Below are 25,254 nucleotides of genomic sequence, written 5' to 3'. Positions count from 1 at the left end.
CCGCCACCAAGCCCGAGCACGCTGGTTCCACCAACGCACCCGACTCAACCGAGAGTATTCCCTGGCCAACTAGCAAATGGCGGCTGCCGTACTAGTCCCCTGCTAATGGCTCCGTCGGTGCGGATTGATCGGACTGGCGTGAAGTTGTCGCAGGTCAATCCTGCTTTTGATGCATGGTGGTCGCTGTCCTGGCGGCCCATAATGGGGAGGGAAGACGTGCGTAGGGAATTCGGCGAACTCAAGGGGCGGGTGTCGGTCTTGGAGGAGCGAATGGACATGGAGTCGGGTCTGCGCGCCGCGATCGACCGGGACCTGTCCGATCTCAACGAGAAGGTCGACCGGATCGCGGATCTCGTGAAGGCGCTGGCCGAGACGCAGTCGGATCACGGCCGCAAGATCGACGAGCTGGCCGACCGCATCGACACGCTGACGATGCGGTTCACCGCGCTGGAGGATCGCTACGAGGCACAGGAAGGGCGCCTGGCCGATGTCGAGGGCAAGCTCGAGATGGTCATCGCCCGCCTCGACGGGATGGACCGCCGCTTCGTGGGCTTGGAACGACGTCTCGAGGGCTTGGAACGACGTTTTGAGGGCTTGGAACGACGTCTCGAGGGCCTGGAACGACGTTTCGAGGCGATGAGCGCTCAGCTCAAGTCGGTGGTGCAGCGGATGGACCGGCTGGAGGTGAGACTCGACGGCATGCGAGACGTCTTCGAGGCCCGCTTCCGGGAGATCGACCAGAGGTTCGAAGCCATCGACCAGAGGTTTGAGGCCATCGACCAGAGGTTCGAGGCTATCGACCAGAGGTTTGAGGGCATCGATCAGAGGTTCGAGGGCATCGACCAGAGGTTCGACGCTCAGGACGGGAAGCTGGATCGGATCCTCGAGCTGCTGGGTGGGGGCGCGCCGAGCGCGAACTGAGGGCGGTTACTCGTCGTCCTCGTCGTCGCGGGCCAGCCAGGTGGCGAGGCGCTCGATCGGGGTCTCGAACTCCGGGTTCAGGTCGACGAAGGTGCGCAGTTGCTCGCCCAGCCACTCCAGCGTCACGGTCTCCTCGCCACGCCGTTCGACCAGTTCCTCGATGCCGCGATCGGTGAAGTACATGTCCGGATAGTAAGAGGGGGCGCCCCGCCGATGCGGAGCGCCCCCTCTTCAGCAGCGTGTCACGGGCGCGGCAGGGCCGCCTCGATCAGTGCCGACTGCTCGGCCTCGTGCATCTTGGCCGAGCCGACCGCCGGGGCGGCCGCAGCCGGGCGGGAGATCCGGCGGAGCCGGACGCCCTCCAGGTGCTCCAGCAGGTTGAGCGCCACGAACGACCAGGCGCCCTGGTTCGCCGGCTCCTCCTGGACCCAGGCGAAGTCCTCGGCGTTCGGGTAGAGCGCCAGGATCGCCTTGAGCTCCTCGACCGGGAGCGGGTAGATCTGCTCCATCCGGATGATCGCCGTGTTGGTGATGTTCCGGTCGCCCCGGGCCGCCAGCAGGTCGTAGTAGACCTTGCCGGAGCAGAGCAGGACCCGCTTCACCGAGCCGGCGTCGAGCGGCGTGCCGTTGATCCCGGCGTCGCCGATCACCGGCTGGAACGTGCCCTGGGTGAAGTCGGAGACCTGCGAGACCGCCTGCTTGTGGCGCAGCAGCGACTTGGGCGAGAGGACCACCAGCGGCTTGCGCTTGGTGGACAGACCCTGGCGGCGCAGCAGGTGGAAGTAGTTCGCCGGGGTGGTCGGGTTCGCCACCCGCATGTTGTCCTGCGCGCAGAGCTGCAGGAACCGCTCGGGACGGCCGGACGAGTGGTCCGGGCCCTGGCCCTCCATGCCGTGCGGGAGGAGCAGCACCAGCGAGGACTGCTGGCCCCACTTCACCTCGCCGGAGGAGAGGAACTCGTCGACGATCGACTGGGCGCCGTTGACGAAGTCGCCGAACTGGGCCTCCCAGAGGACCAGCGCCTCCTTGTTCTCCACCGAGTAGCCGTACTCGAAGCCCATCGCGGCGTACTCGGAGAGCAGCGAGTCGTGGACGAAGAAGCGGGCGGTGCCGGTGGCCAGCGAGGTGATCGGCAGGAAGTCCTTGCCGGTCTGCGAGTCCACGATCGAGGCGTGCCGGGAGGTGAACGTGCCACGGCGCGAGTCCTGGCCGGCGAGCCGGACGGTGACGCCCTGGGCGAGCAGCGAGCCGAATGCGATCAGCTCGCCGAAGCCCCAGTCGATGCCGCCGTCGGTGGACATCTTGGCGCGCCGGTCGAGCAGCTGCTGGACCCGCTTGTGCGGGGTGAAGCCCTCGGGCAGCTCGATGTGCGACTGGCCGACGGCGCGCACCAGGTCCGAGTCGATCGCGGTGTCGACCTGCGGCTCCGGCTCCTCGGCGATGATGTGCGGCCGCGGCGGGGTGCCGGCGGCGTCCCGGGTGGCCTTGAAGACCTCCTCCAGCCGGGACTGGTAGTCCCGGAGCTGCTCCTCGGCGTCCTGGACGGTGATGTCGCCCCGGCCGATCAGCTCTTCGGTGTAGAGCTTCCGCACGCTGCGCTTGGTGTCGATGATCTGGTACATCCGCGGGTTGGTCATCGAGGGGTCGTCGCCCTCGTTGTGACCGCGGCGGCGGTAGCAGATCATGTCGATCACGACGTCCTTGTTGAACGTCTGGCGGTACTCGAAGGCGAGCTTCGCGACCCGGACCACGGCCTCGGGGTCGTCGCCGTTCACGTGGAAGATCGGGGCCTCGACCATCCGGGCGACGTCGGTCGAGTACATCGTGGAGCGGCTGTACTCCGGCGCGGTGGTGAAGCCGACCTGGTTGTTCACGATCACGTGGACCGTGCCACCGGTGCGGTAGCCCCGCAGCTGGGAGAGGTTCAGCGTCTCGGCGACCACGCCCTGACCGGCGAACGCGGCGTCGCCGTGCACCAGGACCGGGAGCACCGTGTATCCGTGCAGGCCCAGGTCGAGGCGGTCCTGCTTGGCCCGGACGATGCCCTCCAGGACCGGGTCGACGGCCTCCAGGTGGGACGGGTTGGCCACCACGGAGACGGTGGTCGAGTGCTCGCCGTCCGGCGTCGTGTACTTGCCGGTCTGGCCGAGGTGGTACTTCACGTCGCCGGAGCCGTGCGCCGACTTCGGGTCCATCCAGCCCTCGAACTCGTTGAACAGCTTCTCGTACGGCTTGCCGACGATGTTCGTGAGCACGTTGAGCCGGCCGCGGTGGGCCATGCCGATGACCATCTCGTCCAGGCCCTGCTCGGCGGAGGCCTTGAGTACCGCGTCGAGCAGCGGGATCAGCGACTCGCCGCCCTCGAGCGAGAACCGCTTCTGGCCGACGTACTTGGTCTGCAGGAAGGTCTCGAAGGCCTCGGCGGCGTTCAGCCGGGCCAGGATGTGCTTCTGCTCGTCGGTGTCCGGCTTGGTGTACTTGACCTCGATGCGCTCCTGGATCCAGCGGCGCTCCTCGGGGTCCTGGATGTGCATGTACTCGATGCCGACCCGCCGGCAGTAGCTGTCCCGCAGCACGCCGAGCACGTCGCGCAGCCGCAGCTTCTGCTTGCCGGCGAAGCCGCCGACCGGGAAGGCGCGGTCCAGGTCCCAGAGGGTCAGGCCGTGCTGTAGCACGTCCAGGTCGGGGTGCTTGCGGATGGTGAACTCGAGCGGGTCGGTGTCGGCCATCAGGTGACCGCGCACCCGGTACGCGTGGATCAGCTCGACCACCCGGGCGGTCTTGTCGATCTGGCCCTCGGAGGTCCGGGCCACGTCGCGCACCCAGCGCACCGGCTCGTACGGAATCCGCAGCGAGGTGAAGATCTCGTCGTAGAACGCGTGCCCGCCGAGCAGCAGCTCGTGCATCACCTTGAGGAACTCGCCGGACTGCGCGCCCTGGATGACCCGGTGGTCGTACGTGCTGGTCAGCGTGGTGACCTTGCTGACGCCGTGCTCGGTGAGCATCTCGTCGCTCATCCCGGCGTACGGGGCCGGGTACTCCATCGCGCCGACGCCGATGATCGCGCTCTGGCCGTTCATCAGGCGCGGGATGGAGTGCACCGTGCCGATGCCGCCCGGGTTGGTCAGCGAGATCGTGGTGCCGGCGTAGTCGTCCATGGTCAGCTCGTTGCGGCGGGCGCGCCGGACGACGTCCTCGTACGCCTGCCAGAACTGCCGGAAGTCCATCGCCTCGCAGCCCTTGATGGACGGCACCACCAGGGTGCGTGAGCCGTCCTTCTTGGCGAGGTCGATCGCGATGCCGAGGTTGACGTGCTCCGGCTGCACCAGGGTGGGCTTGCCGTCGACCTCGGCGTAGGTGTTGTTCATCTCGGGGTGCGCCACGACCGCGCGGATCAGCGCCCAGCCGATCAGGTGCGTGAAGCTGACCTTGCCGCCCCGCCCGCGGGAGAGGTGGTTGTTGATGACGATCCGGTTGTCGACCATCAGCTTCGCCGGCACCGCGCGGACCGACGTCGCCGTGGGGACCTGCAGCGAGGCCTCCATGTTCTGGACGATCTTGCCGGCCACCCCGCGCAGCGTGGTGAGCTTCCCGGCGGGGGCGGCACCGTTCGCGGCGGGCTTGGCCGCGGCCTTGGCGGGAGCCGGCTTCGGTGCGGCCTGCGCGGCCGGCACCGGCGGGGTGACCGATTTCGCCGGGGCGACCTGCGCGGCGGCGGGTGCGTCCGTGCCTGCCTTGGCGGCGCTCTTGGTCGCGTTGGCCGCGGTCGCCTCGTCCGGCGTCACGATCGAGCCCGAGGCCTTCGCCGGCTTGTAGTCGGCGAAGAAATCGTGCCAGGCAGGGTCGACACTGGTCGGATCGGCCAGGTATCGCTGGTACATCTCGTCGACGATCCACTCGTTGGGACCGAAATCCCCGAGTGGATTGTCCTGCGAAGTCTGCTGCGTCGACACTGCCGCGTTCGCCTCTTTCACCGTGTTTGTCATCACGTGACAGCCCTGTCACGCGGGACGGGTTAGGATCCGGTGTCCAGGCTACGCCGTGCACGGGCGCGGTCCGTCCGGACGTCCGGTCTGTGACGAACGCGGACCGCACGCAGTGATCACGCGCCGAGTGCCGTCGCGCCTCCTGACGAGTGAACCACCCGGAATGCCCGTTGCCAGGGGATATCCGAGAAGGATCAGGGCCCGGATCCCGCGCCGCGGGAGCCTTCGGGAGATCATCGACGCCGATGTGACGGTGGGATTGAGCACGTCCACCTTCTCGAATACCGGGACGGAGCCATGCGTACGGCGTACCCGGGGAGAACGGGTCGCACAAGGCGTTCATCCAGCGGTCACGCATCGCCACCAAGCGCGACACGCCATCGGCAGGTGCCGCCCTTACACAGATCACATGGCAGTTCTCATGACCGCCGCCGCACCCATCGGGACCAGCGGCTACACGCTTCTCATCGCGGACGACGCCGCTCAGGTGGAGGCCGCTCAGCGACTGCGCCACGACGTGTTCGCGGGCGAGCTCGGCGCCACCCTCACCACCGCGGTGGACGGCCTCGACGTCGACGAGTTCGACGTCTACTGCGATCACCTCATCGTGCGCGACGACGCGACCGGTGACGTGGTCGGCACCTACCGGATGCTCCCGCCGCGCGCCGCCGAGCTGGCCGGCCGGCGGTACGCCGACACCGAGTTCGACCTGAGCGCCCTGCGCCCGCTGCGCGACCAGCTGGTGGAGATCGGCCGCTCCTGCGTGCACCCGGACCACCGCTCCGGCGCCGTGGTGAACCTGATGTGGGCCGGTATCGCCCGCTACCTGCACCTGAACAACCTGCGCTGGCTCGGCGGCTGCGCCTCGGTGCCGCTGGCCGACGGCGGGATCGTCGCGGCCGGCGTCCGCGAGCGGATCAACGCCAGGCACCTCGCCCCGCCGGCCCTGCGAGCCCGTCCGCGCCGGCCGTGGACCGTACCCGAGGGGCTGGTCCCGGACGCCAAGGTCGCGGTGCCCGCGCTGCTCAAGGGGTACCTGCGGCTGGGTAGCTGGGTCTGCGGCGAGCCGGCCTGGGACCCGGACTTCGACTGCGCCGACTTCTACGTCCTCTTCTCGATGGACCGGATGGACCCGCGGTACCGCCGGCACTTCCTGGGGGCGACCCGATGAACACCGCTCTCTGGCGGCCCGCGTCGGGGTGCGGCGACGGCTGCCGGCCCGGTGCCGGCCCGCACGCCGCGCCCTGGCTCGCGGGCCTGCGCCTGACCGGTCTGATCGCCGCCCTGGCCGCAGGGCTGGCGCTGCTGCTGCTCCTCGGCGGCTCGGCCGCCCGCCTGGTCGCCCGCGGCCTGCTCGCGGTCCTCGGCGTCCGGGTGGTCCACCGCGGCCCGGCGCCCCGGCCGGGCTCGTTGCTGGTCGCCAACCACGTCTCCTGGATCGACGTGCTGGCGGTGGTCGCGGTGACGCCGATGCGGCTGGTGGCCAAGCACGAGGTGGGCGGCTGGCCGGGGCTCGGCGCGATGGCGCGCCGCGCCGGCACCATCTTCATCGACCGGACCCGGCCGACGACGCTGCCGGAGACGGTGCGCGAGGTGGCTGCCGCGCTGCGAGCCGGGCGTTCGGTCGCGGTCTTCCCCGAGGGTACGACGTACTGCGGCGCCGAGAGCGGCCGCTTCCGTCCGGCGCTCTTCCAGGCGGCGATCGACGCCGGCGCCCCGGTGGTGCCGACCTCGATCGGCTACGCCACCACCGAGGTCTCCTACATCGGCGAGGACACCCTGCTCGCGTCGGTGCTCCGGGTGGTCCGGCTGCGCCGGGTCACCGTGACGGTGGTCACCGCGCCCCCGCTGCGGCCGGCCGCCGGAGCGGACCGCCGGGCGCTGGCCCGGGCGGCGCAGCGCAGCATGGCGGGCGAGGGATACCGGCTCGCGGCGTAAAGCACGCTGGGAACGGGGTCCTCCTCACAGATAATTTTCAGCAAGCGCGCAGCAGAGCCGCAGCGGCCGGGGAAAGAATGGCGCCATGGCGATCCAGACCCAGCCCAAGCAGAGCGAGGCGAAGCTCCTCGTCGTCGAGGACGACGCGAACATCCTCGAGTTGCTCTCCGCCAGCCTGCGCTTCGCCGGGTTCGACGTCACCACCGCGACCAGCGGCAGCGCCGCGGTCAGTGCGGCCCGGAACGCCACGCCCGACCTGGTGGTGCTCGACGTGATGCTCCCCGACCTCGACGGCTTCGAGGTGATCCGGCTGATGCGGGAGGGTGGGCAGCGCACCCCGGTGGTCTTCCTGACCGCCCGGGACGGCACCGAGGACAAGATCCGCGGGCTCACGCTCGGCGGCGACGACTACGTCACCAAGCCGTTCAGCCTGGAGGAGCTCACCGCCCGGATCCGGGCGGTGCTGCGCCGCACCACGGCCGGCGAGGAGCAGCCGTCCCGGCTGGTCTTCGCCGATCTGGAGCTGGACGAGGAGACCCACGAGGTGTACAGGGCGGGCAACCGGGTGCAGCTCTCGCCGACCGAGTTCAAGCTCCTGCGCTACCTGATGCTCAACGCGAACCGGGTGCTCTCCAAGGCGCAGATCCTCGACCACGTCTGGAAGTACGACTTCCGTGGTGACGACAACATCGTCGAGTCGTACATCTCCTACCTCCGGCGGAAGGTGGACAACGTGCAGCCGCGACTGATCCACACGCTGCGCGGAGTGGGATACGTGCTGCGCAAGCCAGCTGTGTAGGCGCGCCATGACGATCACCGAGCGGGTTCGTACGTCGCTCCCGCCGCAGGCCAGCCTGCGCAAGATCTCCCTGCGTACCAAGCTCGTCGCGTCGGTCCTGGTCCTCGTCTTCGCGGCGCTGACCCTGATCAGCTCGGCGAGCACGATCGCCCTGCACACCTACATGGTCAGCCGGCTGGACGGTCAGCTCCGCCAGCTCTCCCAGGACCTCGGGCTGCTCGCCGAGTCCGACTTCAAGGTCTACATGCCGGTGGACTACATGATCGCGTACACCGCGGTCAGCGGCGCCGGCACCGCGATCTACGGCAAGAACATGGAGCGGGACGACCTGCCCGTGCTCGCCTCCGGCCTGGAGCAGGTCGAGGCGCACGCCGGGCAGCCGTACACGGTCCGCTCCAAGAACGGCAAGTACATGTGGCGGGTGCTGGTCGAGCGCCCGGACGACGACTCGGTGGTGCACGTCGCGGAGCGGATGACCGGCGTGGACGCGGTGATCGCCCGGCTGATCTGGGTGGACGTGCTGGTCGGCGTCGGCGTGCTGCTGGCGCTGGCGATCGTCGGCGCCGCCCTGGTCCGGCAGAGCCTGGTCCCGCTGCTGCAGATCGAGCGGACCGCCGGACGGATCGCGGCCGGCGACTACAGCCAGCGGGTGCCCGACCCGGAGGTGGACGGCGGCGAGCCGACCACCGAGCTGGGCCGTCTCTCCAGCGCGCTGAACGCGATGCTCACCCAGATCGAGGCGGCCTTCCACGCCCAGGCCCGCTCCGAGCAGCTGGCCAACGAGGCCGCCTCGGCCGCCCAGCTCTCGGAGAGCCGGGCGGTGCAGTCCGAGGGCAAGATGCGGCAGTTCGTCGCGGACGCCTCGCACGAGCTGCGGACGCCGCTGACCACCATCCGCGGCTTCGCCGAGCTGTACCGCCAGGGCGCGGTCTCCGACCAGGAGGAGGTGGCCCGGCTGGTCCGGCGGATCGAGGACGAGGCCGCCCGGATGGGCCTGCTGGTCGAGGACCTCCTGCTGCTCGCCCGGCTCGACCAGGAGCGCCCGCTCACACTGGCCCCGGTGGAGCTGCCGGTGCTGGCCATGGATGCGGTGCAGGCCGCGCGGGCCACCGCTCCGGACCGGGAGATCACCCTGGAGGTCCGGGACGACCACGAGCGGCTGGTGGCGTACGGGGACGACGCCCGGCTGCGCCAGGTGATCGGCAACCTGATGACCAACGCCCTGGTGCACACGCCGGCCGACGCCGCCGTGACACTCAGGTTGTACGCAGAGTCCGGTGACCGTGCCGTTGTCGAGGTGGCCGACGACGGCCCCGGCCTCAGCCCGGAACAGCAGGCGCACGTCTTCGAGCGGTTCTACCGCGCGGACGGCGCCCGGACCCGCAACACCGACCGGGAGAAGACCGGCACCGGCCTGGGCCTGGCCATCGTGGCGGCCCTGGTGCGCTCGCACGACGGCACCGTCGAGGTGGTCAGCGAGCCGGGTGCCGGGGCCACGTTCAGGGTGATCCTGCCGACGGTCGGCACTGCCGCAAATGCGGATAAAGGGTTCACAGAAAACATCCAGGACTGACACAGTTCGGTACGAGTCGCACGGGGCAGAGTAAGCAGCATGAACGAGAACGAGACCAACCCGCGGCCCGCGGACGCCGGTGCTGAGTTCCTCAGCTCGGAGCGGGTGGAGTCTGAGCAGCCGACTGCCGTGCAGCCGCCGGTCGCTCCGCAGCCCGTCGTTCCCCAGTCCGCGGCATCCCCCTCGACGCCCCCCGCGCCGCACGCGCAGTGGGGCCCGCCGGCCGCCACCCACCAGCCGGCCGCCCATCCCGTCTCCGCCGCGCCCGCCTCCGCTCAGCCGGTCTCCGCGGTGCCGCAGTCGCCCTGGCAGTCCCCGGCGGCGCCGGCTGCCCCCGGCTACCAGACCGGCTACGCCCAGCAGGCCGGTTACGCCCCGCCGGCCGGCTACGGCCAGCAGCAGACCACCTACCCGGGCACCGGCTACCAGGACTACTCCCAGCAGCAGTACGCGGGAGCCTGGCAGCACGGCGCCACCCAGACGCAGACCGCCGAGGGCGCGGTCCCGATCTGGGCCCAGCAGCCCGGCACCGAGCAGCCGCGACGCTCCGGCCGTGGCCGCAAGATCTTCCTGGCCGGCGCGGCGGCCGTGCTGATCGCGCTCAGTGCGGGCGGGGTCGGCGCCGCCACCGCACTGGCGCTGGACTCCGACGGCACCACCGCCTCGGTCCAGTCCGCCAACTCGTCGGTCACCCGCGTGGTGGACCGCTCGTCGCTCGCCCAGATCGCCGCCGCGGTGCAGGACAGCGTCGTGTCGATCACCACCGAGTCCGGTGAGGGCTCCGGTGTGGTGCTCAGCGCCGACGGCTACATCGTCACCAACAACCACGTGGTCGCCACCGCCACCGGCGACACCGTGAACATCATCTTCGCGGACGGCACGAAGGCCACCGCCACCATCGTCGGCACCGACGAGCGCACCGACCTCGCCGTGGTCAAGGCGACCGGGGTCTCCGACCTCAAGGCCGCGACCTTCGGCGACAGCTCGCAGATGCAGGTCGGCGACACCGTCCTCGCGCTGGGCAGCCCGCTCGGCCTGGAGGGCTCGGTCACCGCCGGCATCATCAGCGCCAAGGACCGGACCATCCAGTCCAGCAGCGAGGAGGAGCAGCAGCAGGAGGAGCAGAGCCCGTTCGGCAGCCAGCAGCAGCAGGGCTCGACCTCGTCGACCACCACGACGATGACCGGCCTGCTGCAGACCGACGCGCCGATCAACCCGGGTAACTCCGGTGGCGCCCTGGTCAACACGAACGGCGAGGTGATCGGCATCAACTCGGCGATCGCCACCTCCGGCTCCAGCTCCGGCAACATCGGCCTCGGCTTCGCCATCCCGAGCAACAAGGTGAAGTCGGTCGCCGAGTCGCTGATGTCGGGCAAGAAGGTCAGCCACCCGGCGCTCGGCGTCAGCGTGGCCGACGGCGAGAACGGCGGTGCCCTGGTCAGCAGCGTCACCGCGAGCAGCGCCGCCAGCAAGGCCGGCCTCCAGCAGGGCGACGTGATCACCAAGGTGGACGACAAGACCATCGACGACTCCGACGACCTGGTCGCCGCGGTCCAGGCGGGCACCGTCGGCCAGAAGATGACCATCACCTTCACCCGCAACGGCGCCGCGAAGACGGTCACCGTCACGCTCGCCGAGGCCCAGTAAGCCAGTACTCCTTCCGCTACGGCGGGTGACGTGACCCGGGGGTGGGCACGTCACCCGCCGTATTCCTATCTATGCCGCTATTCAGGACTTTCGCGACTAACCGGCAATCTTTCCCACCGGGGTCTCGCGTTTGTCCGAGCTACCGCCTAATCTCCTTTCGCCATGTGCGATGTGTCGCCGGTGTCGCGGGTCGCTTGAAGCGGTTCACTTCGGCGGAGTGAAAGGCCCCCTGAGTTGACGTATGTCGAGACCCGGACCAACGTCTGGGAAGCGTTGGCCGGACGTGCTTCATCGGCCCCGGGGCCTGCGGACTCCGGCCTGTGGCACACCGTCGCCGACCGGCTCGACCCGGCTCGCGCGCGGCCCGAGCTGCGCCCCGGCATCGAGGTCCGGCACCGTACGGCGGTCCGCGGCGGGCAGTACGTCATGCTGCGCTCGCCCGACGACGGCGGCCGCCCCAGCTACCTGCGGCTCACCCCGGAGGAGTACTCCCTCGCGCTGCTGATGGACGGCGGCTGCACGGTCGCCCGGCTGGTCGCCGAGTTCGCCCGGATCGCCGGCCGCCTCGCCCCCGACCAGGTCCGCCGGGTCGTCGCCGACCTGGCCGCCAACCGGATGCTCGAAGACCTCCCGATGGACGCCTTCCGCCCGCTGCGCGAGATGCACGGCGAGCCGCTGCCCCGGCGGGTGGGCGGCGCGCTGAGCGGCCGCAAGGTCCTCTCGGTCAACGTGGACGGTCTGCTCACCGGTCTCTACAACGCGGGCGGCAAGCTGCTCTTCACCCGGTTCGCGATGTGGCTCGGTGGCCTGCTCGCGATCGCCGGGGCGGTGCTCTTCGCGCGTACCTGGCAGCAGGGCGGGGAGTCGCTCTTCCTGACCGGGAACTCGTACCTGCTCGGCGCGGTCGTGCTGATGCTGCTCAACGTGGCCGCCCTCGGCCTGCACGAGCTCGGGCACGGGCTCGCCGCCAAACGGATCGGCCGCGAGGTGCCCAAGGCCGGGCTGCTGCTCCACTTCGGCGTGCCGACGGTCTTCGTGGACACCAGCGACGTCTGGATGGCCGGCCGCCGGGCCCGGATCGCGGCCACCGCCGCCGGGCCGGCCACCGGGCTGGCCCTGGCCGGCCTCGCCCAGCTGGTCGCCCTCGTGGTGCCGGCCGGCGGTGGGCTCGCCTTCAAGCTGGCCTTCCTCTTCTACCTGCACACCTTCTTCAACCTCAGCCCGCTGCTCCCGCTCGACGGGCAGTACCTGCTGATGGACTGGCTGGAGATCCCGGACCTGCGGGCCCGCGCCCTCTCCTGGGTCTCCGGCCGGTTCCGCCGCCGCGGCCCGGGCTGGCGCTCGCTGGACGGCGAGGGCCGCCTGATCGCCCTCTACGGCTTCCTGTCGCTGCTCTGGCTCGCCACCGCGGCCGGGGTCGGCTACCGCCTCTGGACCGACCGGCTGCGCGGTCTCAGCCTCGGTCTCTGGTACGACGGGACGACCGGCCGCCTGCTGCTCGCGGTGATCCTGCTCGGCATGCTCGCCCCGCCGCTCTGGTTCCTGGCCGGCCGGCTCGGCCGGGGCTGGCGCCGCTGGCGGCAGCGCTCCGCCGAACGCGACCAGGACGCCGACATGCCCCGCCGGATGGCCGCGCTGACCGCCTCCGACCTGGGCGGCCTGCCCGAGCCGGCGCTGCAGTCGCTGGCCACCCGGGCCCGCTGGCTGCACCCGCCGACCGGCCGCCAGCTGGTCCTGGCCGGCCAGACGCTGCCCGCGGTCTACCTGGTCGTCGAGGGCGCCATGCACGGCCGCCGCCCCGGCGACCCGGGCGGCACCATCCGCCACCACGTCGGCCCCGGCGGGCTCGTCGGCCTGGCCAGCGCGCTCACCGGCCGCAGCGCCCACCTGGACTGGCACGCCGCCGGCGCCACCCTGCTCGCCCTGCCCACCTCGACGGTGACCGCGGTGGTCGGCCCGATGCCCGGCCCGCCCCCGCAGGAGCGCGCCGAGGCGGAGGAGCTCTTCGCCGACACCCCGGCGCTCGCCGCCCTGGAGGACGACCAGCGGCTCGCGCTGATCGCCGCGGCCCACCCGGTCAACCTGGACCCGGGCGCGCCGGTGATCCTGCCCGGCCCGACCCACGCCGTGGTCGTCGAGTCCGGTGTGATCGCCATGCCGGACGGTGTCGAGCTGCGCCGCGGCACGCTGGTCGGCCCGGTCGGTGACGGCAGCCCCGGTGTGGTCGCGCAGACCCGTACCCCGGTCCGGCTCTGGATCATCCCGGACGCCTCGGACCTGCCCCCGCTGGTCGGCGCGGGCGCCCGCTTCGGGGCGACGATGCCCACGGTCCGCCCGAGCAGCCCGCTCGCGGTCCGCCCGGGCGCCGCGCACCCGCCGCTGGCCGTACCGCCCGGCCCGCCGGACGGCACCGGGGAGTACGACGTCGACCGCCACTTCGAGCGCCGGATGTGGGTCTTCGTGACCCTGCTGCTCTTCGTGGCGATCGGCAGCGTGGTGGTGAACGTGAACCCCGGTCCGGCCTGGGCCGAGATGCCCACCGGCCGCGCCCTGCTCACCGTGGACCGCGGCACCTCCTCGGCGACCGGTGGGGGCGCGTCGGCGAGCCTGGCCGCGGGCGACCGGCGCTACATCGCGACCGGCACCCTGATCGACGTGCCGTCGCAGAGCCGGGCCCGGCTCACCTTCCCCGGCGGCTCGGCGCTGGTGCTCTGCGCCGGCTCCCAGGTCACGCTGAAGGCCGCGAACGGCGGTGACGGCACCCCGACCGCCCGGGTCGGCCTGAAGACCGGCCGCCTGCTCGCCGACACCGGCAGCACGAGCGGCGCGTTCCAGCCGGTGCGCCTGACCATCGCCCGGGACGGCGGCGACGTCAGCAACGGCGGGAAGTCGTGGTTCGCGGTCGACCCGTCCACGGTCACCGTCTCCACCGGCCTGGTCACCGTCGGCGGCATCGTCAAGGCCTCCACCGGCTCCGAGCTGACCTGCGGCGACGGCGAGAAGGTCAGCCCGCCCACGGCCGAGTCCAGCAGCGACGAGCCGGACGAGGAGCTCTTCCCGTCGGAGAGCGCGTCGGCCGTGCCGTCCGTCTCGCCGTCGGTCTCCGCGTCGGCCTCGGCGTCGGCCAGCGCGTCGGCGTCGGCCTCGGCGAGCGCCACCACCACCTCGGCCACCCCGACCGCGGGCGCCACGACGACGATCACGATCAAGCCGACCACGCGGTCGCCCAGCCCGAGCCCGTCGGCCACCTCGAAATCCGCGTCTCCCTCGGCCTCGGCGACCACGTCACCGAGCCCCGAGGCGACCACCTCGAGCTCCGCGCCCGACGACACCGACGCGTCGGCCAACGAGTAGACGTGGTGCGGCGCGTGTCAATCGTCAAGTGGTCACCCCCGTGGGGGAACGACCGATAGGGATCATTGGATTCGACGGGGCACTATGGAGGTCCGACCCGCGAGGAAAGGGCCGACCCGAATGCTGTGCTGGTTCTGCTCCGAGTCCGCTCGCGGGTCCTGCCGCTTCTGTGGGCGCGGCGTCTGCCCCGATCACGCCCGGTTCGGTCCCTACCTGCTGGAGGTGACCCGCTCCTCGGCCCGGGACCGCGCCGAGGCCCTGGTGGTCGAGGACGCCGTCCAGTGCGGCACCTGCCGTCCCCGGCCCCAGCCAGTCGCCATGCCCGAGCTCGACTGAGAGCGCGGTCCCGGGCGTACCGGAGATCAGGTGTGGTTGGCGTAGGGGGTGACGGAGGCCTCGAGCGTGGCGCGCAGCAGGGACTTGGGGCGGGCGCCGACCAGCGACCGGGTCACCGTGCCGGACTGGAAGAAGAGCAGCGTCGGCATGGAGAGGACGCGGTAGGCGAGGGTGGTGGCCGGGTTCTCGTCGGCGTTGAGCGAGCCGATCAGCAGGCGGCCGGCGAACTCGGGAGCCAGCTCGGCCAGCGACGCGGCCATCGGGCGGCAGGGCGGGCACCACTCGGCCCAGAAGTCGAGGACGAACGGGACCTCGGCGGCGAGCACCAGCTCGGCGAAGGTGGCGTCGGTGACGGTGATCAGGGCAGGATCCGGCACGGGGATCCCCCTTCCGAGAGCAGGGCCTGGGCGAGCTGGTCGTGGAGGCGGGCGCGGACCTCGGTCAGCTGGGCGAGGTAGTCGTCGACCTCGGCCAGCTTGCGGCGCAGGACGGCGACCGAGTCCGGGCAGACGAAGCCCGCGCTGTTGCCGGCGCGGAGACAGGCGACGAAGGGCTTGATCTCGTCGAGGCCGAAACCGGAGGCGAGCAGGGTACGGATCTCGTGCACCACCCGGAGCTCGGCGTCCTCGTACTGCCGGTAACCGTTCGCGTCCCGGCTCGCCCGGAGCAGGCCCTGAGCCTCGTAGTAGCGCAGCGTGCGCGGGCTGGTCCCGGCCAGTCCGGCGAGCTCTCCGATCAGCATGTCCCGACGGTATGGCCTGACACCGGTGTCAAGGCAAGGCCGTGTGACGGCCGGGACGTGGGACGATGGACGGCATGGTCGACGGTCCGGTGGCTTTCGTGCTCGGCGGCGGTGGGGTGCTCGGCGCGGTCGAGGTGGGCATGCTGCGGGCGCTCTTCCGGGCCGGCTTCCGGCCGGACGTGGTGGTCGGCACCTCGATCGGCGCGGTGAACGGCGCCCTGGTCGCTGCCGATCCGAGCGAGTCGGTCACCGACCGGCTGGTCCGGCTCTGGACGTCGCCCGAGGCCGCGGCGGTCTACGGCGACTCGATCGGGCGGCAGATGCGCCGGTTCGCGGCCCGTACCCACCTGCACTCGCCGCTGCCGCTGCGCCGGCTGCTCGAGGGTGAGCTCGGTGAGGGCTCCACCTTCGGCGATCTGAAGATCCCGTTCCACTGCTGCGCGGCGAGCATCGAGCGGGCGGCCGAGCACTGGTTCGACAGCGGTCCGCTGGTCGACGCGGTGCTCGCCTCCTCGGCGGTGCCGGGGCTGCTCCCACCCATGGAGATCGCCGGGGAGCACTATGTGGACGGTGGCATCGTGAACTCGATCCCGATCGGCGAGGCGGTCCGGATCGGCGCGAAGCTGCTCTTCGTGCTCCAGGTCGGACGGGTGGAGCGCCCGCTGGCCGTGCCGAGACGGCCGTGGGAGGTGGCACAGGTGGCGTTCGAGATCGCCCGGCGGCACCGGTTCGCGCGGGAGATGGCCGCGTTGCCGGAGGACGTCCGCGTGCACGTGCTGCCGGCCGGTGGCGGGGAGGGCCGGGACGACTCGCCGTGGGCGTACCGGGACATGGCGGCGGTGGGGCGCCGGATCAGCCGGGCCTACACGGCCTCCCGGCGCTACCTGAGCGCCAACGTCAACCCGCTGCCGGGCGGCTAGACGATGGGGCTGCCGCCGATCCGGGTCCGCCGTCTCGTGGTGGCGCCCGCCGTGGTGCTGCTCGCCGTCCTGCTGCTGACCACGCTGCCGATCTGGCTGCTGCTCGCGCTCGCCCTCTCCCCGCTGGTGCCCGGCCGGCTCCGGGTGCCCCGGCTGGTCTTCCTGATCATCGTCTACGTGGTCTGGGACGCGGCCGCGCTGATCGCCCTCGCGGTGCTCTGGGTGGTCGCGGGCTTCGGCCGGTGGATCCGGACCCCGGCCTTCCAGCGGGCGCACTACGTGCTGACCGGGTGGTTCCTGGGCTCGCTGTTCTGGTTCGCCCGCTGGTCACTGCACCTGGCGATCGACGTGGTCGGCACCGATCCGGACACCGCTCAACCGGGCCGGCCGGAGATCGTGGTGAGCCGGCACGCCGGTCCGGGCGACTCGTTCACGCTGATCCACGCGCTGGTCAACTGGTTCGCCCGGGAGCCCCGGATCGTGCTGAAGGCCGCGCTGCAGTGGGACCCGGCGGTGGACGTGCTGCTCAATCGTCTGCCCAACCGGTTCATCACCCCGGGGCGTACGCGAACCGCGACCCTGGAGGAGCAGATCGGTGACCTGGCCACCGGCCTGGACGACAACGACGCCTTCGTGATCTTCCCGGAGGGCGGCAACTTCACGCCGCGCCGGAGGGTCAGGGCGATCGCCCGGCTGCGGGCGAGCGGCCTGGACGAGATGGCGGAGCGGGCCGAGGGACTGCGCAACCTGCTCCCGCCGAAGCCGGGCGGGCTGCTCGCGGCGATCGACGCGGCACCGGACGCCGGGGTGATCTTCGTGGCGCACACCGGGCTGGACCGGATGATCACGATCGGCGACGTCTGGCGCGAGCTGCCGATGGACAAGCACCTGGTGATGCGGTTCTGGAGCGTGCCGCCGGAGGAGGTGCCGGCCGGCGAGCAGGAGCGGATCGACTGGCTCTACGAGTGGTGGGAGCGGATCGACCGGTGGATCGAGGAGAACCGGCCGGCGCCGCGGCCCCTGTGGATCGACCGCGGCGCCGCCTGAGAGGTGTCACCTACCGCCGAGCGCCTGGTAGACGCTGTCCGGCGCCTCGACGACCTCGCTCGCGGCCGGGGCCGTCACGGTCACCGGGGTGCCGTAGCCGCTGTACTTCGCGACCACCGGCTGCTCCTGCTGGATGGTGAGGATCTCCAGCCGGCCCTCGTTGTCGAGCGCGGCGCTGAAGGGGACGGACGAGCCGTCGATGGTCACCTGGCCGAGCCCGGCGACCCCGGCGGCGTCGCTCAGGTCGAGCGTGCCGGCGTACTCCGCCTCGCCGGACTGGTGCACGTCGGTCGCCGAGGAGAGCAGCTTCGCGGTGTTCACCGGGTCGATCTGGCCGGGGCGCAGGCCGACGCTGGCGTCCTCGGGCAGGCGGGCCATGTCCAGATGGGTCCACTTGTCCGCGGTGGTGATGCCCGGGATCTGCGCGTACAGGTCCTCGCCGACCAGCAGGGACTTGACCGTCAGCTTGGCGTTGGCGCTCTGCGCGACCAGGTCGGCGGTGCCGGTGCCGTGCGGCGCGTCGGTCAGCGCGGTCAGCTGGAAGCCGCTGCCGCTGGTCACGGTGAGCTTGACCGTGGTGTCGTCGAGCTTGTCGGCCGCGTCGGTGAGTGCCTTGACCGCGGCGGGGTCGGCGGAGGAGGACGCGGTGCCGCTCGGGCCCGCACCGGCACTGGCGCTGGGGGAGGCGCCGCCGGTGCCGTTGGCGGTGCAGCCGGCCACCGTGAGAACGGCCGCGATGCCTACCCCGGCAAGCCGTGATGTCCGCATGTCTTGTCGCTCCCTTGGGGTGGGGGATGATGCCTGTCGATAGCGGATTTCCCGATCCACTGATCGGGCAAACAGCCGGACCGGCCCGCCCGGTTCGCTGCGCCGATCATGGGCGGGGCATGATGAACCCGAGGAAACCCAGGACAGGGGGAGGACTCGTGAGATTCGAGGTCAGCAAGGTCCTCGACGCCATCGAGGTGCGGCTCACCACCGACCCGGCGCTGGCCCGGGCAGTGGTCGACCTCGCCGAGGTGGTGCGTTACGCCGACCTCGACGGCGGTCGCCCGGCCAGTCTGGTCCGGCTCGGCCTTCTGGTCGACGCGCTCGGCCGCTATGTCGCCGAGGAGAACGTCCCGGTCTACGCCGTCGCCCCGCGCGGCCTGATCTCGGACACCGATCTCACCTCGAACGAGCGCATGGTGGTGCGCCGGTGGGCCGACGACGGCAAGATCGAGGTGGTTCCGCAGGTCGACGACCGGGTGCTGGAGGTGGCCGAGATGCTCGGCCTGCCGGTGCTCACCCGGGACCGGGAGGATCGGTACCGGGCCAGCCGGCCCTGGGTGGCCGAGCCCGGCCGGCTGCTCGCGCTGGTGTCGCAGCAGGGCGGCCCGGCTCTGGTGGCCCGGGTGGGCCGGGGCGAGGCGGTCCCGCCGACCCCGCGGTCGCCGCTGGGCGAGCGTCTGCTGGCCCGTGTCTGGCGGTGCCCGGCGCCCAACTGCAACGCCTACGGCAGCGGTGGGGACCCGGACAGCCCGTTCGCGGACATGCGGACCTTCACCAGCCCGGTGGCCCAGCCGCCGCCGGCCCTGCGGTCCGCGGCGCCGACGTGCCCGCGGCACGGGGAGCGGCTCAAGGACGCGGGTCCGCGCCCGGCCACCGAGGTCTTCTCGGTACGCATCGAGGGCGTGATCCGCCAGCGTTTCGTGGTCTCCGAGGAGAAACCGATGATCATCGGGCGCGCTCCGGAGGGCGGCGGCGGGGTCATGCTCGGCCAGTGGCTCACCGAGGACGCCCGGAAGTGGATCAGCCGGGGCCACGTGAGCCTCTCGCTGCGCGCCGGCGAGGTGACCGCGAAGGACATCAGCACCAACGGCACCGGCATCCGCCCGGGCGGCTCGATGGACGACGACGAGCGGATCACGCTGCACCGGGACGAGTCCCGCAAGCTGGTCATGGAGGACATCGTCGAGCTCTACGCCGGGGTGCACGTGGGCCGCGCGAAGCTCTGGGCCAACGGCGGCGTGGTGCAGCCGCAGTCGGTGATGGCCGAGGCGCCGACCATGGCGATCCGCCCGGTCGGCCGCTGATTCTACGAGGGGCCGCTCGGGAGAGCGGCCCCTCGTCCCTCACGAACCGAGCACCGCCGCCAGCTGGGTCAGCGCGTGATCGAGATCGGTCTCGGTGACGACCAGCGGCGGCGCCAGCCGGATCGTCGACCCGTGGGTGTCCTTGGCGAGCACGCCGCGCTCGGCGAGCCGTTCGCAGGCCTGCCGGCCGGTCATCAGCGCCGGGTCGATGTCCAGCCCGGCCCAGAGGCCGCGGCAGCGGACAGCGACCAGCCCTCGGCCGATCAGCCCCTCCAGGCCCGCCTGGAAGTGGGTGCCGAGCCGGGCCGAGCGCTCCTGGAACTCCCCGGTCGCAAGCATCCGGACCACCTCCTCGCCGACCGCGCAGGCCAGCGCGTTGCCGCCGAAGGTGGAGCCGTGCTCGCCGGGCTTCAGCACGCCGAGCACATCCCGGTTCGCGGCGACCGCGGAGACCGGCACGATGCCGCCGCCCAGGGCCTTGCCGAGCACGTACATGTCCGGGACCACGCCCTCGTGCTCGATCGCGAAGGTCTTCCCGGTACGCCCCAGCCCGGACTGGATCTCGTCGGCCAGGAACAGGACGTTCCGCGCGGTGCACGCGGCGCGGACCCGGGCGAGGTAGCCGTCCGGCGGGATGACCACGCCGCCCTCGCCCTGGATCGGCTCCAGGAGCACCGCCACCGTGTCCGGGGTGATCGCCGCCTCCAGGGCCGCGGCGTCGCCGTACGGCACCACGGTGAACCCCGGCGTGTACGGCCCGAAGTCCGCCCGTGCCTCCGGGTCGGTGGAGAAGCTGACGATCGTGGTGGTCCGCCCGTGGAAGTTGCCGTCCGCCACGATGATCTCGGCGCGCCCGTCCGGTACGCCCTTGACCCGGTACCCCCACTTGCGGGCCACCTTGATCGCGGTCTCCACCGCCTCGGCACCGGTGTTCATCGGCAGTACCAGGTCCTTGCCGCAGAGCTCGGCGAGCCCCCGGCAGAACGCGGCGAACCGGTCGTGCACGAACGCCCGGCTGGTCAGCGTGAGCCGGTCCAGCTGGGCGTGCGCGGCGGCGATCAGCCCGGGGTGCCGGTGCCCGAAGTTCAGCGCCGAGTACCCGGCCAGCATGTCCAGGTAGCGGCGCCCGTCGACGTCGGTCACCCAGGCGCCCTCGGCCTCGGCGATCACCACCGGCAGCGGGTGGTAGTTGTGCGCGGTCCAGCGCTCGGCCTCGGCGAGCTCACCGGGCGTACGAAGGTCGACGGTGGTCATGGGCGCACCTCCAGCGTGCAGCACTTGGGGCCGCCGCCGGCCTTGCGCAGCTCGGAGACGTCCACCCCGATCGGGTGGTATCCGGCCCTGGCCAGCGCGGCGGACAACTCGGTGGCCTGCACCGGCAGGACCACGTTGCGGCCGTCGCTGACCGCGTTGAGACCCAGCACCGCGGCGTCCTCCGGCGTTGCGATGATCGCATTCGGGAAGAGCTGCCGGAGGACGGATCGGGAACCCGGTGAGAACGCCTCCGGCAGGTACGCCACATTCGTCTCGTCCAGCACGCAGAGCGCGGTGTCCAGGTGGTAGTACGCCGGATCGACCAGTTGCAGGGTGATCACCGGGCGCTGGAGGAACTCCTGGGTCTCGGCGTGCGAGGCGTGGGCGGTCCGGAACCCGGTGCCGGCCAGCAGCACGTCCCCGGCGAGCAGGATGTCGCCCTCGCCCTCGTTGGTGTGCTTCGGCATCGTCACCTCGAGGCCCTGTTCGCGGAACCAGGACGCGTACGCCGGGGCCTCGTCGGCCCGCTCGGCGTCGCGGAACTGGACCCCGAGCGCGCGCCCGTCGACGATCGTGCCGCCGTTCGCGGCGAAGACCATGTCCGGCAGCCCGGGCAGCGGGTCGATCAGGTCGACGGTGTGGCCCAGGTCGAGGAAGGCGCGGCGCAGGCTCTCCCACTGGGCGACGGCGAGCGCGTTGTCGTACGGCGCCGTGGGGTCCATCCACGGGTTGATCCGGTAGGTGACGGCGAAGTGGGTGGGCCGGCACATCAGATAGCGGCGCGGTGACGTCATGAGAAAACCGTAGGTGCGTGCCCGTTTCGCCCACCCTGGATCTTCCATGCGTACGGTGGCCGATCGTTGCGTCCTGCGGCACCGCGGCGGTGATTCGTTGCACGACAGCAGAACGCCGGGGAGGCTCGCCTCCCCGGCGCAATGCTGTGACCCGGCGAACCGCCAGGTGATCTCCGGCGAACCGCCGGAGAGATTCGGGGCGGGCCGACGATCAGATCGTCCCGGTTCCGAAGGGTGCAACCGCCAGCGTATCGCCGGTGGTATATGTCAGATACCCGTCAGATCCGGTTTGCAAACTGTGCGTCAAGCCACTCGCGCAGGTTGTCGACCGGCCGCACGTCGGTGCCGAGCCAGTAGAGCGAACCGGTCAGGGCGAGCACGCCGAGCACGACGGCGGCGAGCGAGACCACGATGCCGATCATCGCGTCGGTCTTGCCGGCGACGTGCCACTTGCGGGTGGCGAAGAGCCCGAAGATGGAGATCACCAGGGCCAGGCCGGAGACGCCGACGCCGTACCCGGCCAGCGGGCCGGAGAGCACCAGGGCGGCGCCCGCGACGCTGAGGATCAGGCCGAGGGTGGCGAGCAGGCTGGCCCGCGGCTTGCGGGCCGGGGCCGCGGGCGCGACCGGTGTGACGGGCTTGCCGACGACGACCGGCTTGCGGTCGGCCTCGGTGGGCGCGGTCACCGTCGCGGTACGGGGCTTGGTGATGGTGTCGGTGTCACGGCGAGGCTGAACCGGGATACGTTCCGTCTCCCCGGTCTCCGTCGTGGTCTGCCGGGAGAAGGTGGGTACCTTCACGTCAGCACCTCCTGCGGGATGTGGGTCAGTCATCTCTGATGACACGCCTCTATACCCGCACGGACCGCAAACGACACGGAGGGGGCCGAAGCCCCCTCCGTCGTGCCGGTGAACGGATCAGACCAGCGAGGACGCCGTCACGTCGGACGCCTTGCTGATCACGTGGTCGACCAGGCCGTAATCCTTGGCCTGCTGGGCGGTGAACCAGCGGTCGCGGTCCGAGTCGCGCTCGATCTCCTCCGGCGTGTGACCGGAGTGGAAGGCGATCCGCTCGTTCATCACCTGCTTGATGTGCAGCATGCTCTCGGCCTGGATGGCGATGTCGGCCGCGGTGCCGCCGATACCGCCGGAGAGCTGGTGCATCATCACCCGGGCGTGGGGCAGTGCGTACCGCTTGCCGGGGGTGCCGGCGCAGAGCAGGAACTGGCCCATCGAGGCGGCCATGCCCATCGCGATGGTGGCCACGTCGTTCTTGATGTACTGCATCGTGTCGTAGACGGCCATCCCGGCGCTGATCGAGCCGCCGGGGGAGTTGATGTAGAGCGCGATGTCGCGCTCCGCGTCCTCCGACGCGAGCAGCAGCATCTGGGCGCAGATCCGGTTGGTCACCTCGTCGTTGACCTCGCTGCCGAGGAAGATGATCCGCTCCCGCAGCAGCCGCTCGAAGACCTGGTCGTCGAAGGTGGCGCCGCCACCGCGCATGGTCGTGTCAACAGTCATGGGCCCAACCCTCTCGCATCACGCTTCTTGACGTCTCCCACCCTCTCCCAGCCAGCGTGTCGCAGCCCAGTGATTCCCCTCAGGGCGAATCCGCTCACGGCAGAATGTGCCCGCCGGTGGTCCTCGTCACCCCCGAAGTCCTGTGCGCACCGTTCCGGCGATCGGCGGTTACCTTTGGCGCGTGCCGGAGGGACATACCATTCACCGCCTCGCCGCCCGCCATCGCGAGATCCTCGCCGGCCATCCGGTGGCGGTCACCAGCCCGCAGGGGCGCTTCGCGTCGGGGGCCGCGCTGGTCAGCGGGCGCGTGCTGCGCGACACCGAGGCGTACGGGAAGCATCTGCTGCACCACTACGAGGGCGACCGTACGGTCCACGTGCACCTCGGTCTCTACGGCAAGTTCGCCGAGGGGACCCTGCCCGCCCCCGCACCGGTCGGCCAGGTCCGGATGGTGCTCGCCGGTCCCGCGCACTGGCTGGAGCTGCGCGGCCCGACCGCGTGCGAGGTGCTCGACCCACCCGGCGTGGACGCGCTGCGCGCCCGGCTCGGTGCCGACCCGCTGCGCGACGACGCCGACCCGGCGGTGGCCTACCGGCGTCTCCGATCCAGCACCAAGGCGCTCCCCGCGCTGCTGATGGACCAGTCCATCGTGGCCGGGTGCGGCCTGATCTACGCCAACGAGGTGCTCTTCCGCGCGGGCCTCTCCCCGCAGACCCCGGGCACGGCGATCGACCCGGCGCGCTGGACCGCGCTCTGGGACGACCTGCGCGCGCTGATGAAGGAGGGCGTGCTCCGCGGCCGGATCGACACCGTGCACACCGAGCACACGCCGGAGGCGATGCGACGGGCGCCGCGGGTGGACCGGCACGGCGGCGAGGTGTACGTCTACCGCCGCCCGGGCCAGCCCTGCCTGGTCTGCGGCACCCCGGTGGCGCGCGGGGCGATGGCAGGCCGGAACCTCTACTGGTGTCCGACCTGCCAGCCCGCTAGGACGAGGTAGCCGCGGTCTCCGCCGAGTCCGATTCCCCGGAGTCCGAGGAGGATTCCGACGGTGTCGGGGAGGTGCTGACCGACGGCGAGGGCGTGGGCTCGGTGGTGGGCGCCGTGCTCGCGGGAGCCTCGGGCGTCTCACCCTCACCGGTGGGGACCCCGAGCGAGTAGCGCTCGGCGAGCCACGGGATCAGCTTCTCGTACGCCGCGATGGTGTCCGGCTGGTTGAAGTCGTGGGACAGGATGATCGCCCCCGGCTTGACCTGCTTCTTCACCGTGGCGATGACCCGGGCGGTGTGCTCGGCGTCGGTCTCGTCCTCGGTGTGCTCCCAGTCGCGCGGGTCGACCTCCCAGTACAGCGAGGCCATCCCCTCCGCGTGCGCCACCTTGACCAGCTTGTCGGTGAAGTTGCCGCCCGGCGCCCGGAAGAACCGGATCTGGGCACCCGGGACCGCCGCCTGGATCGCCGCGTTGGTCTTCTCCAGGTCGGCCCGGATCTTGGCGGCGCTCTTCTTGCCGATCGTCAGGTCGTGGTTCCAGGTGTGGTTGCAGAGCGTGTGCCCGGCCGCCACGATGTCCCGGACCAGCTCCGGATGCTTCTTCACCTGAGTCCCGACCAGGCAGAACGTCGCCTTGACCTGGTACTCGTCGAGCATCTTGAGCAGTTTCGGGGTGAGCTGCGGGTCCGGCCCGTCGTCGAAGGTGAGCGAGACGGCCTGGGTACCGCTGGTGAGCAGTGAGCTGGCCGGCCCGTTGCCCACCGGCAGGACGCTCAGTTCGGGGTCGTACCCGGCGGGCTGGGTGGTGGTCGCCTCCGGTGTGGGCGAGGCGGTGGCCTCCGCGGTGGGTTCGGCCTCGGTGTTCGAGGCGCCCCCCGCGGCCTTGTCCGCGGTCTTCTTCTTCTCGGCCTGTGCGGCCGCGGCCTGTGCGGCGGTGTTGACCACGGAGGGGTCGTCGCCCTGCTGGGAGAAGGGCACGATCGACAGCATCAGCCCGGCCACGACCAGGGTGCTCAGCACCGCGGCCTGGGGGCGGTTCCGTGCGGCGCTGAGCAGGGCCCCGATGGGGAGGTTGCTCAGGGTCAGGGTGCCGGGCGCGCGGTGCGCTCCGGCCCGTTCGTTGCGATACCGGCGCGTGCGGCGGGGCGGGACATTCCGGTCGAAGGAGTACGACTCGGTGGCACCGGCACGGTGACGGGCCTGGGTGGCCCGTCCCTGGCGCGGAATGAGAAGCGTCTGCTCCCCGGTCGGCGAGTACACCGACCCGGTGGGGAGGGACGAATCCGGCCGACGGTGCCGCCCGCCCGTCGCGGCTACGTCGCCGGACGTTTGCGTCGAATAACGCGATGTGTGCGGCGG

Annotated in this window: 22 protein-coding genes; 12 read left to right on the top strand and 10 right to left on the bottom strand. The window is 71.4% G+C overall.

Annotated features, from left to right (window positions below):
- Nucleotides 1-138 precede the first annotated feature (138 nt).
- Nucleotides 139-921 carry a tropomyosin gene (locus AB0M08_RS16730; protein ID WP_364493433.1) on the top strand — a complete coding sequence of 261 codons (783 nt, stop codon included), beginning with the start codon at nucleotides 139-141 and terminating at the stop codon, nucleotides 919-921.
- A 6-nt stretch (nucleotides 922-927) separates the two neighbouring features.
- On the opposite strand, the gene AB0M08_RS16725 is transcribed toward AB0M08_RS16730, so the two are convergent.
- On the bottom strand, nucleotides 928-1,104 hold the full coding sequence (locus AB0M08_RS16725; RefSeq protein ID WP_364493431.1) for a DUF6104 family protein: 177 nt from the start codon (nucleotides 1,102-1,104) through the stop codon (nucleotides 928-930).
- Nucleotides 1,105-1,163: 59 nt separating this feature from the next.
- Nucleotides 1,164-4,874, bottom strand: coding sequence for a multifunctional oxoglutarate decarboxylase/oxoglutarate dehydrogenase thiamine pyrophosphate-binding subunit/dihydrolipoyllysine-residue succinyltransferase subunit (locus tag AB0M08_RS16720; protein WP_364493445.1), 3,711 nt, complete (start codon nucleotides 4,872-4,874; stop codon nucleotides 1,164-1,166).
- A 442-nt stretch (nucleotides 4,875-5,316) separates the two neighbouring features.
- Between AB0M08_RS16720 and AB0M08_RS16715 the strand changes: the two genes are divergently transcribed.
- The 7 genes from AB0M08_RS16715 to AB0M08_RS16685 all read left to right on the top strand — a co-directional run bounded on the left by AB0M08_RS16715 (nucleotide 5,317) and on the right by AB0M08_RS16685 (nucleotide 14,554).
- Nucleotides 5,317-6,078: a GNAT family N-acyltransferase gene (locus AB0M08_RS16715; RefSeq protein WP_364493429.1), complete on the top strand. Its 762-nt coding sequence runs from the start codon at nucleotides 5,317-5,319 to the stop codon at nucleotides 6,076-6,078.
- Nucleotides 6,075-6,845, top strand: coding sequence for a lysophospholipid acyltransferase family protein (locus AB0M08_RS16710; protein ID WP_364493427.1), 771 nt, complete (start codon nucleotides 6,075-6,077; stop codon nucleotides 6,843-6,845). Before AB0M08_RS16715 ends, AB0M08_RS16710 begins: the two co-directional genes overlap by 4 nt.
- A gap of 85 nt (nucleotides 6,846-6,930) precedes the next feature.
- Entirely contained in the window at nucleotides 6,931-7,644 is a 714-nt protein-coding gene (locus AB0M08_RS16705) for a response regulator transcription factor (RefSeq protein WP_364493425.1), read from the top strand.
- Between the two features lie 7 nt (nucleotides 7,645-7,651).
- Entirely contained in the window at nucleotides 7,652-9,217 is a 1,566-nt protein-coding gene (locus AB0M08_RS16700) for an ATP-binding protein (protein ID WP_364493423.1), read from the top strand.
- 39 nt (nucleotides 9,218-9,256) lie between these two features.
- The gene (locus tag AB0M08_RS16695; protein ID WP_364493421.1) at nucleotides 9,257-10,864 is read left to right on the top strand and encodes a trypsin-like peptidase domain-containing protein; all 1,608 of its coding nucleotides are present in this window, start codon (nucleotides 9,257-9,259) and stop codon (nucleotides 10,862-10,864) included.
- Nucleotides 10,865-11,098: 234 nt separating this feature from the next.
- Entirely contained in the window at nucleotides 11,099-14,218 is a 3,120-nt protein-coding gene (locus tag AB0M08_RS16690; protein ID WP_364493419.1) for a cyclic nucleotide-binding protein, read from the top strand.
- A gap of 120 nt (nucleotides 14,219-14,338) precedes the next feature.
- Nucleotides 14,339-14,554, top strand: a complete 216-nt coding sequence (locus AB0M08_RS16685; RefSeq protein WP_364493417.1) for a hypothetical protein — start codon at nucleotides 14,339-14,341, stop codon at nucleotides 14,552-14,554.
- Between the two features lie 26 nt (nucleotides 14,555-14,580).
- On the opposite strand, the gene AB0M08_RS16680 is transcribed toward AB0M08_RS16685, so the two are convergent.
- Entirely contained in the window at nucleotides 14,581-14,931 is a 351-nt protein-coding gene (locus AB0M08_RS16680) for a thioredoxin domain-containing protein (RefSeq protein WP_364493415.1), read from the bottom strand.
- Nucleotides 14,913-15,296: a MerR family transcriptional regulator gene (locus AB0M08_RS16675; RefSeq protein ID WP_364493413.1), complete on the bottom strand. Its 384-nt coding sequence runs from the start codon at nucleotides 15,294-15,296 to the stop codon at nucleotides 14,913-14,915. Before AB0M08_RS16675 ends, AB0M08_RS16680 begins: the two co-directional genes overlap by 19 nt.
- A gap of 74 nt (nucleotides 15,297-15,370) precedes the next feature.
- Between AB0M08_RS16675 and AB0M08_RS16670 the strand changes: the two genes are divergently transcribed.
- A complete protein-coding gene (locus AB0M08_RS16670; RefSeq protein ID WP_364493411.1) occupies nucleotides 15,371-16,216 on the top strand; it encodes a patatin-like phospholipase family protein in 846 nt (281 codons plus the stop codon).
- A gap of 3 nt (nucleotides 16,217-16,219) precedes the next feature.
- A complete protein-coding gene (locus tag AB0M08_RS16665; protein ID WP_364493409.1) occupies nucleotides 16,220-17,263 on the top strand; it encodes a 1-acyl-sn-glycerol-3-phosphate acyltransferase in 1,044 nt (347 codons plus the stop codon).
- A 6-nt stretch (nucleotides 17,264-17,269) separates the two neighbouring features.
- On the opposite strand, the gene AB0M08_RS16660 is transcribed toward AB0M08_RS16665, so the two are convergent.
- On the bottom strand, nucleotides 17,270-18,031 hold the full coding sequence (locus AB0M08_RS16660) for a hypothetical protein (protein WP_364493407.1): 762 nt from the start codon (nucleotides 18,029-18,031) through the stop codon (nucleotides 17,270-17,272).
- Between the two features lie 158 nt (nucleotides 18,032-18,189).
- On the opposite strand from AB0M08_RS16660, the gene AB0M08_RS16655 reads away from it, so the two are divergent.
- On the top strand, nucleotides 18,190-19,338 hold the full coding sequence (locus tag AB0M08_RS16655) for an FHA domain-containing protein (protein WP_364493405.1): 1,149 nt from the start codon (nucleotides 18,190-18,192) through the stop codon (nucleotides 19,336-19,338).
- A gap of 39 nt (nucleotides 19,339-19,377) precedes the next feature.
- Here the strand turns inward: AB0M08_RS16655 and rocD are convergent, their stop codons facing one another.
- The 4 genes from rocD to AB0M08_RS16635 all read right to left on the bottom strand — a co-directional run bounded on the left by rocD (nucleotide 19,378) and on the right by AB0M08_RS16635 (nucleotide 22,906).
- Complete coding sequence (rocD, locus tag AB0M08_RS16650) at nucleotides 19,378-20,592, bottom strand: ornithine--oxo-acid transaminase (protein ID WP_364493403.1); 1,215 nt, start codon at nucleotides 20,590-20,592, stop codon at nucleotides 19,378-19,380.
- Nucleotides 20,589-21,386, bottom strand: coding sequence for a dimethylargininase (gene ddaH, locus AB0M08_RS16645; RefSeq protein WP_364493401.1), 798 nt, complete (start codon nucleotides 21,384-21,386; stop codon nucleotides 20,589-20,591). The genes rocD and ddaH overlap by 4 nt, the downstream gene beginning before the upstream one ends.
- A 278-nt stretch (nucleotides 21,387-21,664) precedes the next feature.
- Nucleotides 21,665-22,186, bottom strand: a complete 522-nt coding sequence (locus AB0M08_RS16640; protein ID WP_364493399.1) for a hypothetical protein — start codon at nucleotides 22,184-22,186, stop codon at nucleotides 21,665-21,667.
- 117 nt (nucleotides 22,187-22,303) lie between these two features.
- Nucleotides 22,304-22,906: an ATP-dependent Clp protease proteolytic subunit gene (locus AB0M08_RS16635; protein WP_364493397.1), complete on the bottom strand. Its 603-nt coding sequence runs from the start codon at nucleotides 22,904-22,906 to the stop codon at nucleotides 22,304-22,306.
- A 181-nt stretch (nucleotides 22,907-23,087) separates the two neighbouring features.
- Between AB0M08_RS16635 and AB0M08_RS16630 the strand changes: the two genes are divergently transcribed.
- Nucleotides 23,088-23,906, top strand: coding sequence for a zinc finger domain-containing protein (locus AB0M08_RS16630; RefSeq protein ID WP_364493395.1), 819 nt, complete (start codon nucleotides 23,088-23,090; stop codon nucleotides 23,904-23,906).
- Here AB0M08_RS16630 and AB0M08_RS16625 read toward each other — a convergent pair.
- Nucleotides 23,893-25,155: a polysaccharide deacetylase family protein gene (locus tag AB0M08_RS16625; protein WP_364493393.1), complete on the bottom strand. Its 1,263-nt coding sequence runs from the start codon at nucleotides 25,153-25,155 to the stop codon at nucleotides 23,893-23,895. The genes AB0M08_RS16630 and AB0M08_RS16625 overlap by 14 nt on opposite strands.
- Between the last annotated feature and the right edge of the window lie 99 nt (nucleotides 25,156-25,254).

This window comes from Actinoplanes sp. NPDC051851, assembly GCF_040681165.1.
Classification (GTDB): domain Bacteria; phylum Actinomycetota; class Actinomycetes; order Mycobacteriales; family Micromonosporaceae; genus Actinoplanes.
The sequence above is the reverse complement of the archived record's forward strand: the minus strand, read 5'-3'. Positions and strand labels throughout refer to the sequence as shown.

Excerpts from the sequence above, each read along its gene's own strand:
- AB0M08_RS16725 (WP_364493431.1), bottom strand. The coding sequence starts at position 1,104 with ATGTACTTCACCGATCGCGGCATCGAGGAACTGGTCGAACGGCGTGGC.
- AB0M08_RS16715 (WP_364493429.1), top strand. The coding sequence starts at position 5,317 with ATGGCAGTTCTCATGACCGCCGCCGCACCCATCGGGACCAGCGGCTAC.
- AB0M08_RS16710 (WP_364493427.1), top strand. The coding sequence starts at position 6,075 with ATGAACACCGCTCTCTGGCGGCCCGCGTCGGGGTGCGGCGACGGCTGC.
- AB0M08_RS16705 (WP_364493425.1), top strand. The coding sequence starts at position 6,931 with ATGGCGATCCAGACCCAGCCCAAGCAGAGCGAGGCGAAGCTCCTCGTC.
- AB0M08_RS16700 (WP_364493423.1), top strand. The coding sequence starts at position 7,652 with ATGACGATCACCGAGCGGGTTCGTACGTCGCTCCCGCCGCAGGCCAGC.
- AB0M08_RS16695 (WP_364493421.1), top strand. The coding sequence starts at position 9,257 with ATGAACGAGAACGAGACCAACCCGCGGCCCGCGGACGCCGGTGCTGAG.
- AB0M08_RS16685 (WP_364493417.1), top strand. The coding sequence starts at position 14,339 with ATGCTGTGCTGGTTCTGCTCCGAGTCCGCTCGCGGGTCCTGCCGCTTC.
- AB0M08_RS16675 (WP_364493413.1), bottom strand. The coding sequence starts at position 15,296 with ATGCTGATCGGAGAGCTCGCCGGACTGGCCGGGACCAGCCCGCGCACG.
- AB0M08_RS16670 (WP_364493411.1), top strand. The coding sequence starts at position 15,371 with ATGGTCGACGGTCCGGTGGCTTTCGTGCTCGGCGGCGGTGGGGTGCTC.
- AB0M08_RS16665 (WP_364493409.1), top strand. The coding sequence starts at position 16,220 with ATGGGGCTGCCGCCGATCCGGGTCCGCCGTCTCGTGGTGGCGCCCGCC.
- AB0M08_RS16660 (WP_364493407.1), bottom strand. The coding sequence starts at position 18,031 with ATGCGGACATCACGGCTTGCCGGGGTAGGCATCGCGGCCGTTCTCACG.
- rocD (WP_364493403.1), bottom strand. The coding sequence starts at position 20,592 with ATGACCACCGTCGACCTTCGTACGCCCGGTGAGCTCGCCGAGGCCGAG.
- ddaH (WP_364493401.1), bottom strand. The coding sequence starts at position 21,386 with ATGACGTCACCGCGCCGCTATCTGATGTGCCGGCCCACCCACTTCGCC.
- AB0M08_RS16635 (WP_364493397.1), bottom strand. The coding sequence starts at position 22,906 with ATGACTGTTGACACGACCATGCGCGGTGGCGGCGCCACCTTCGACGAC.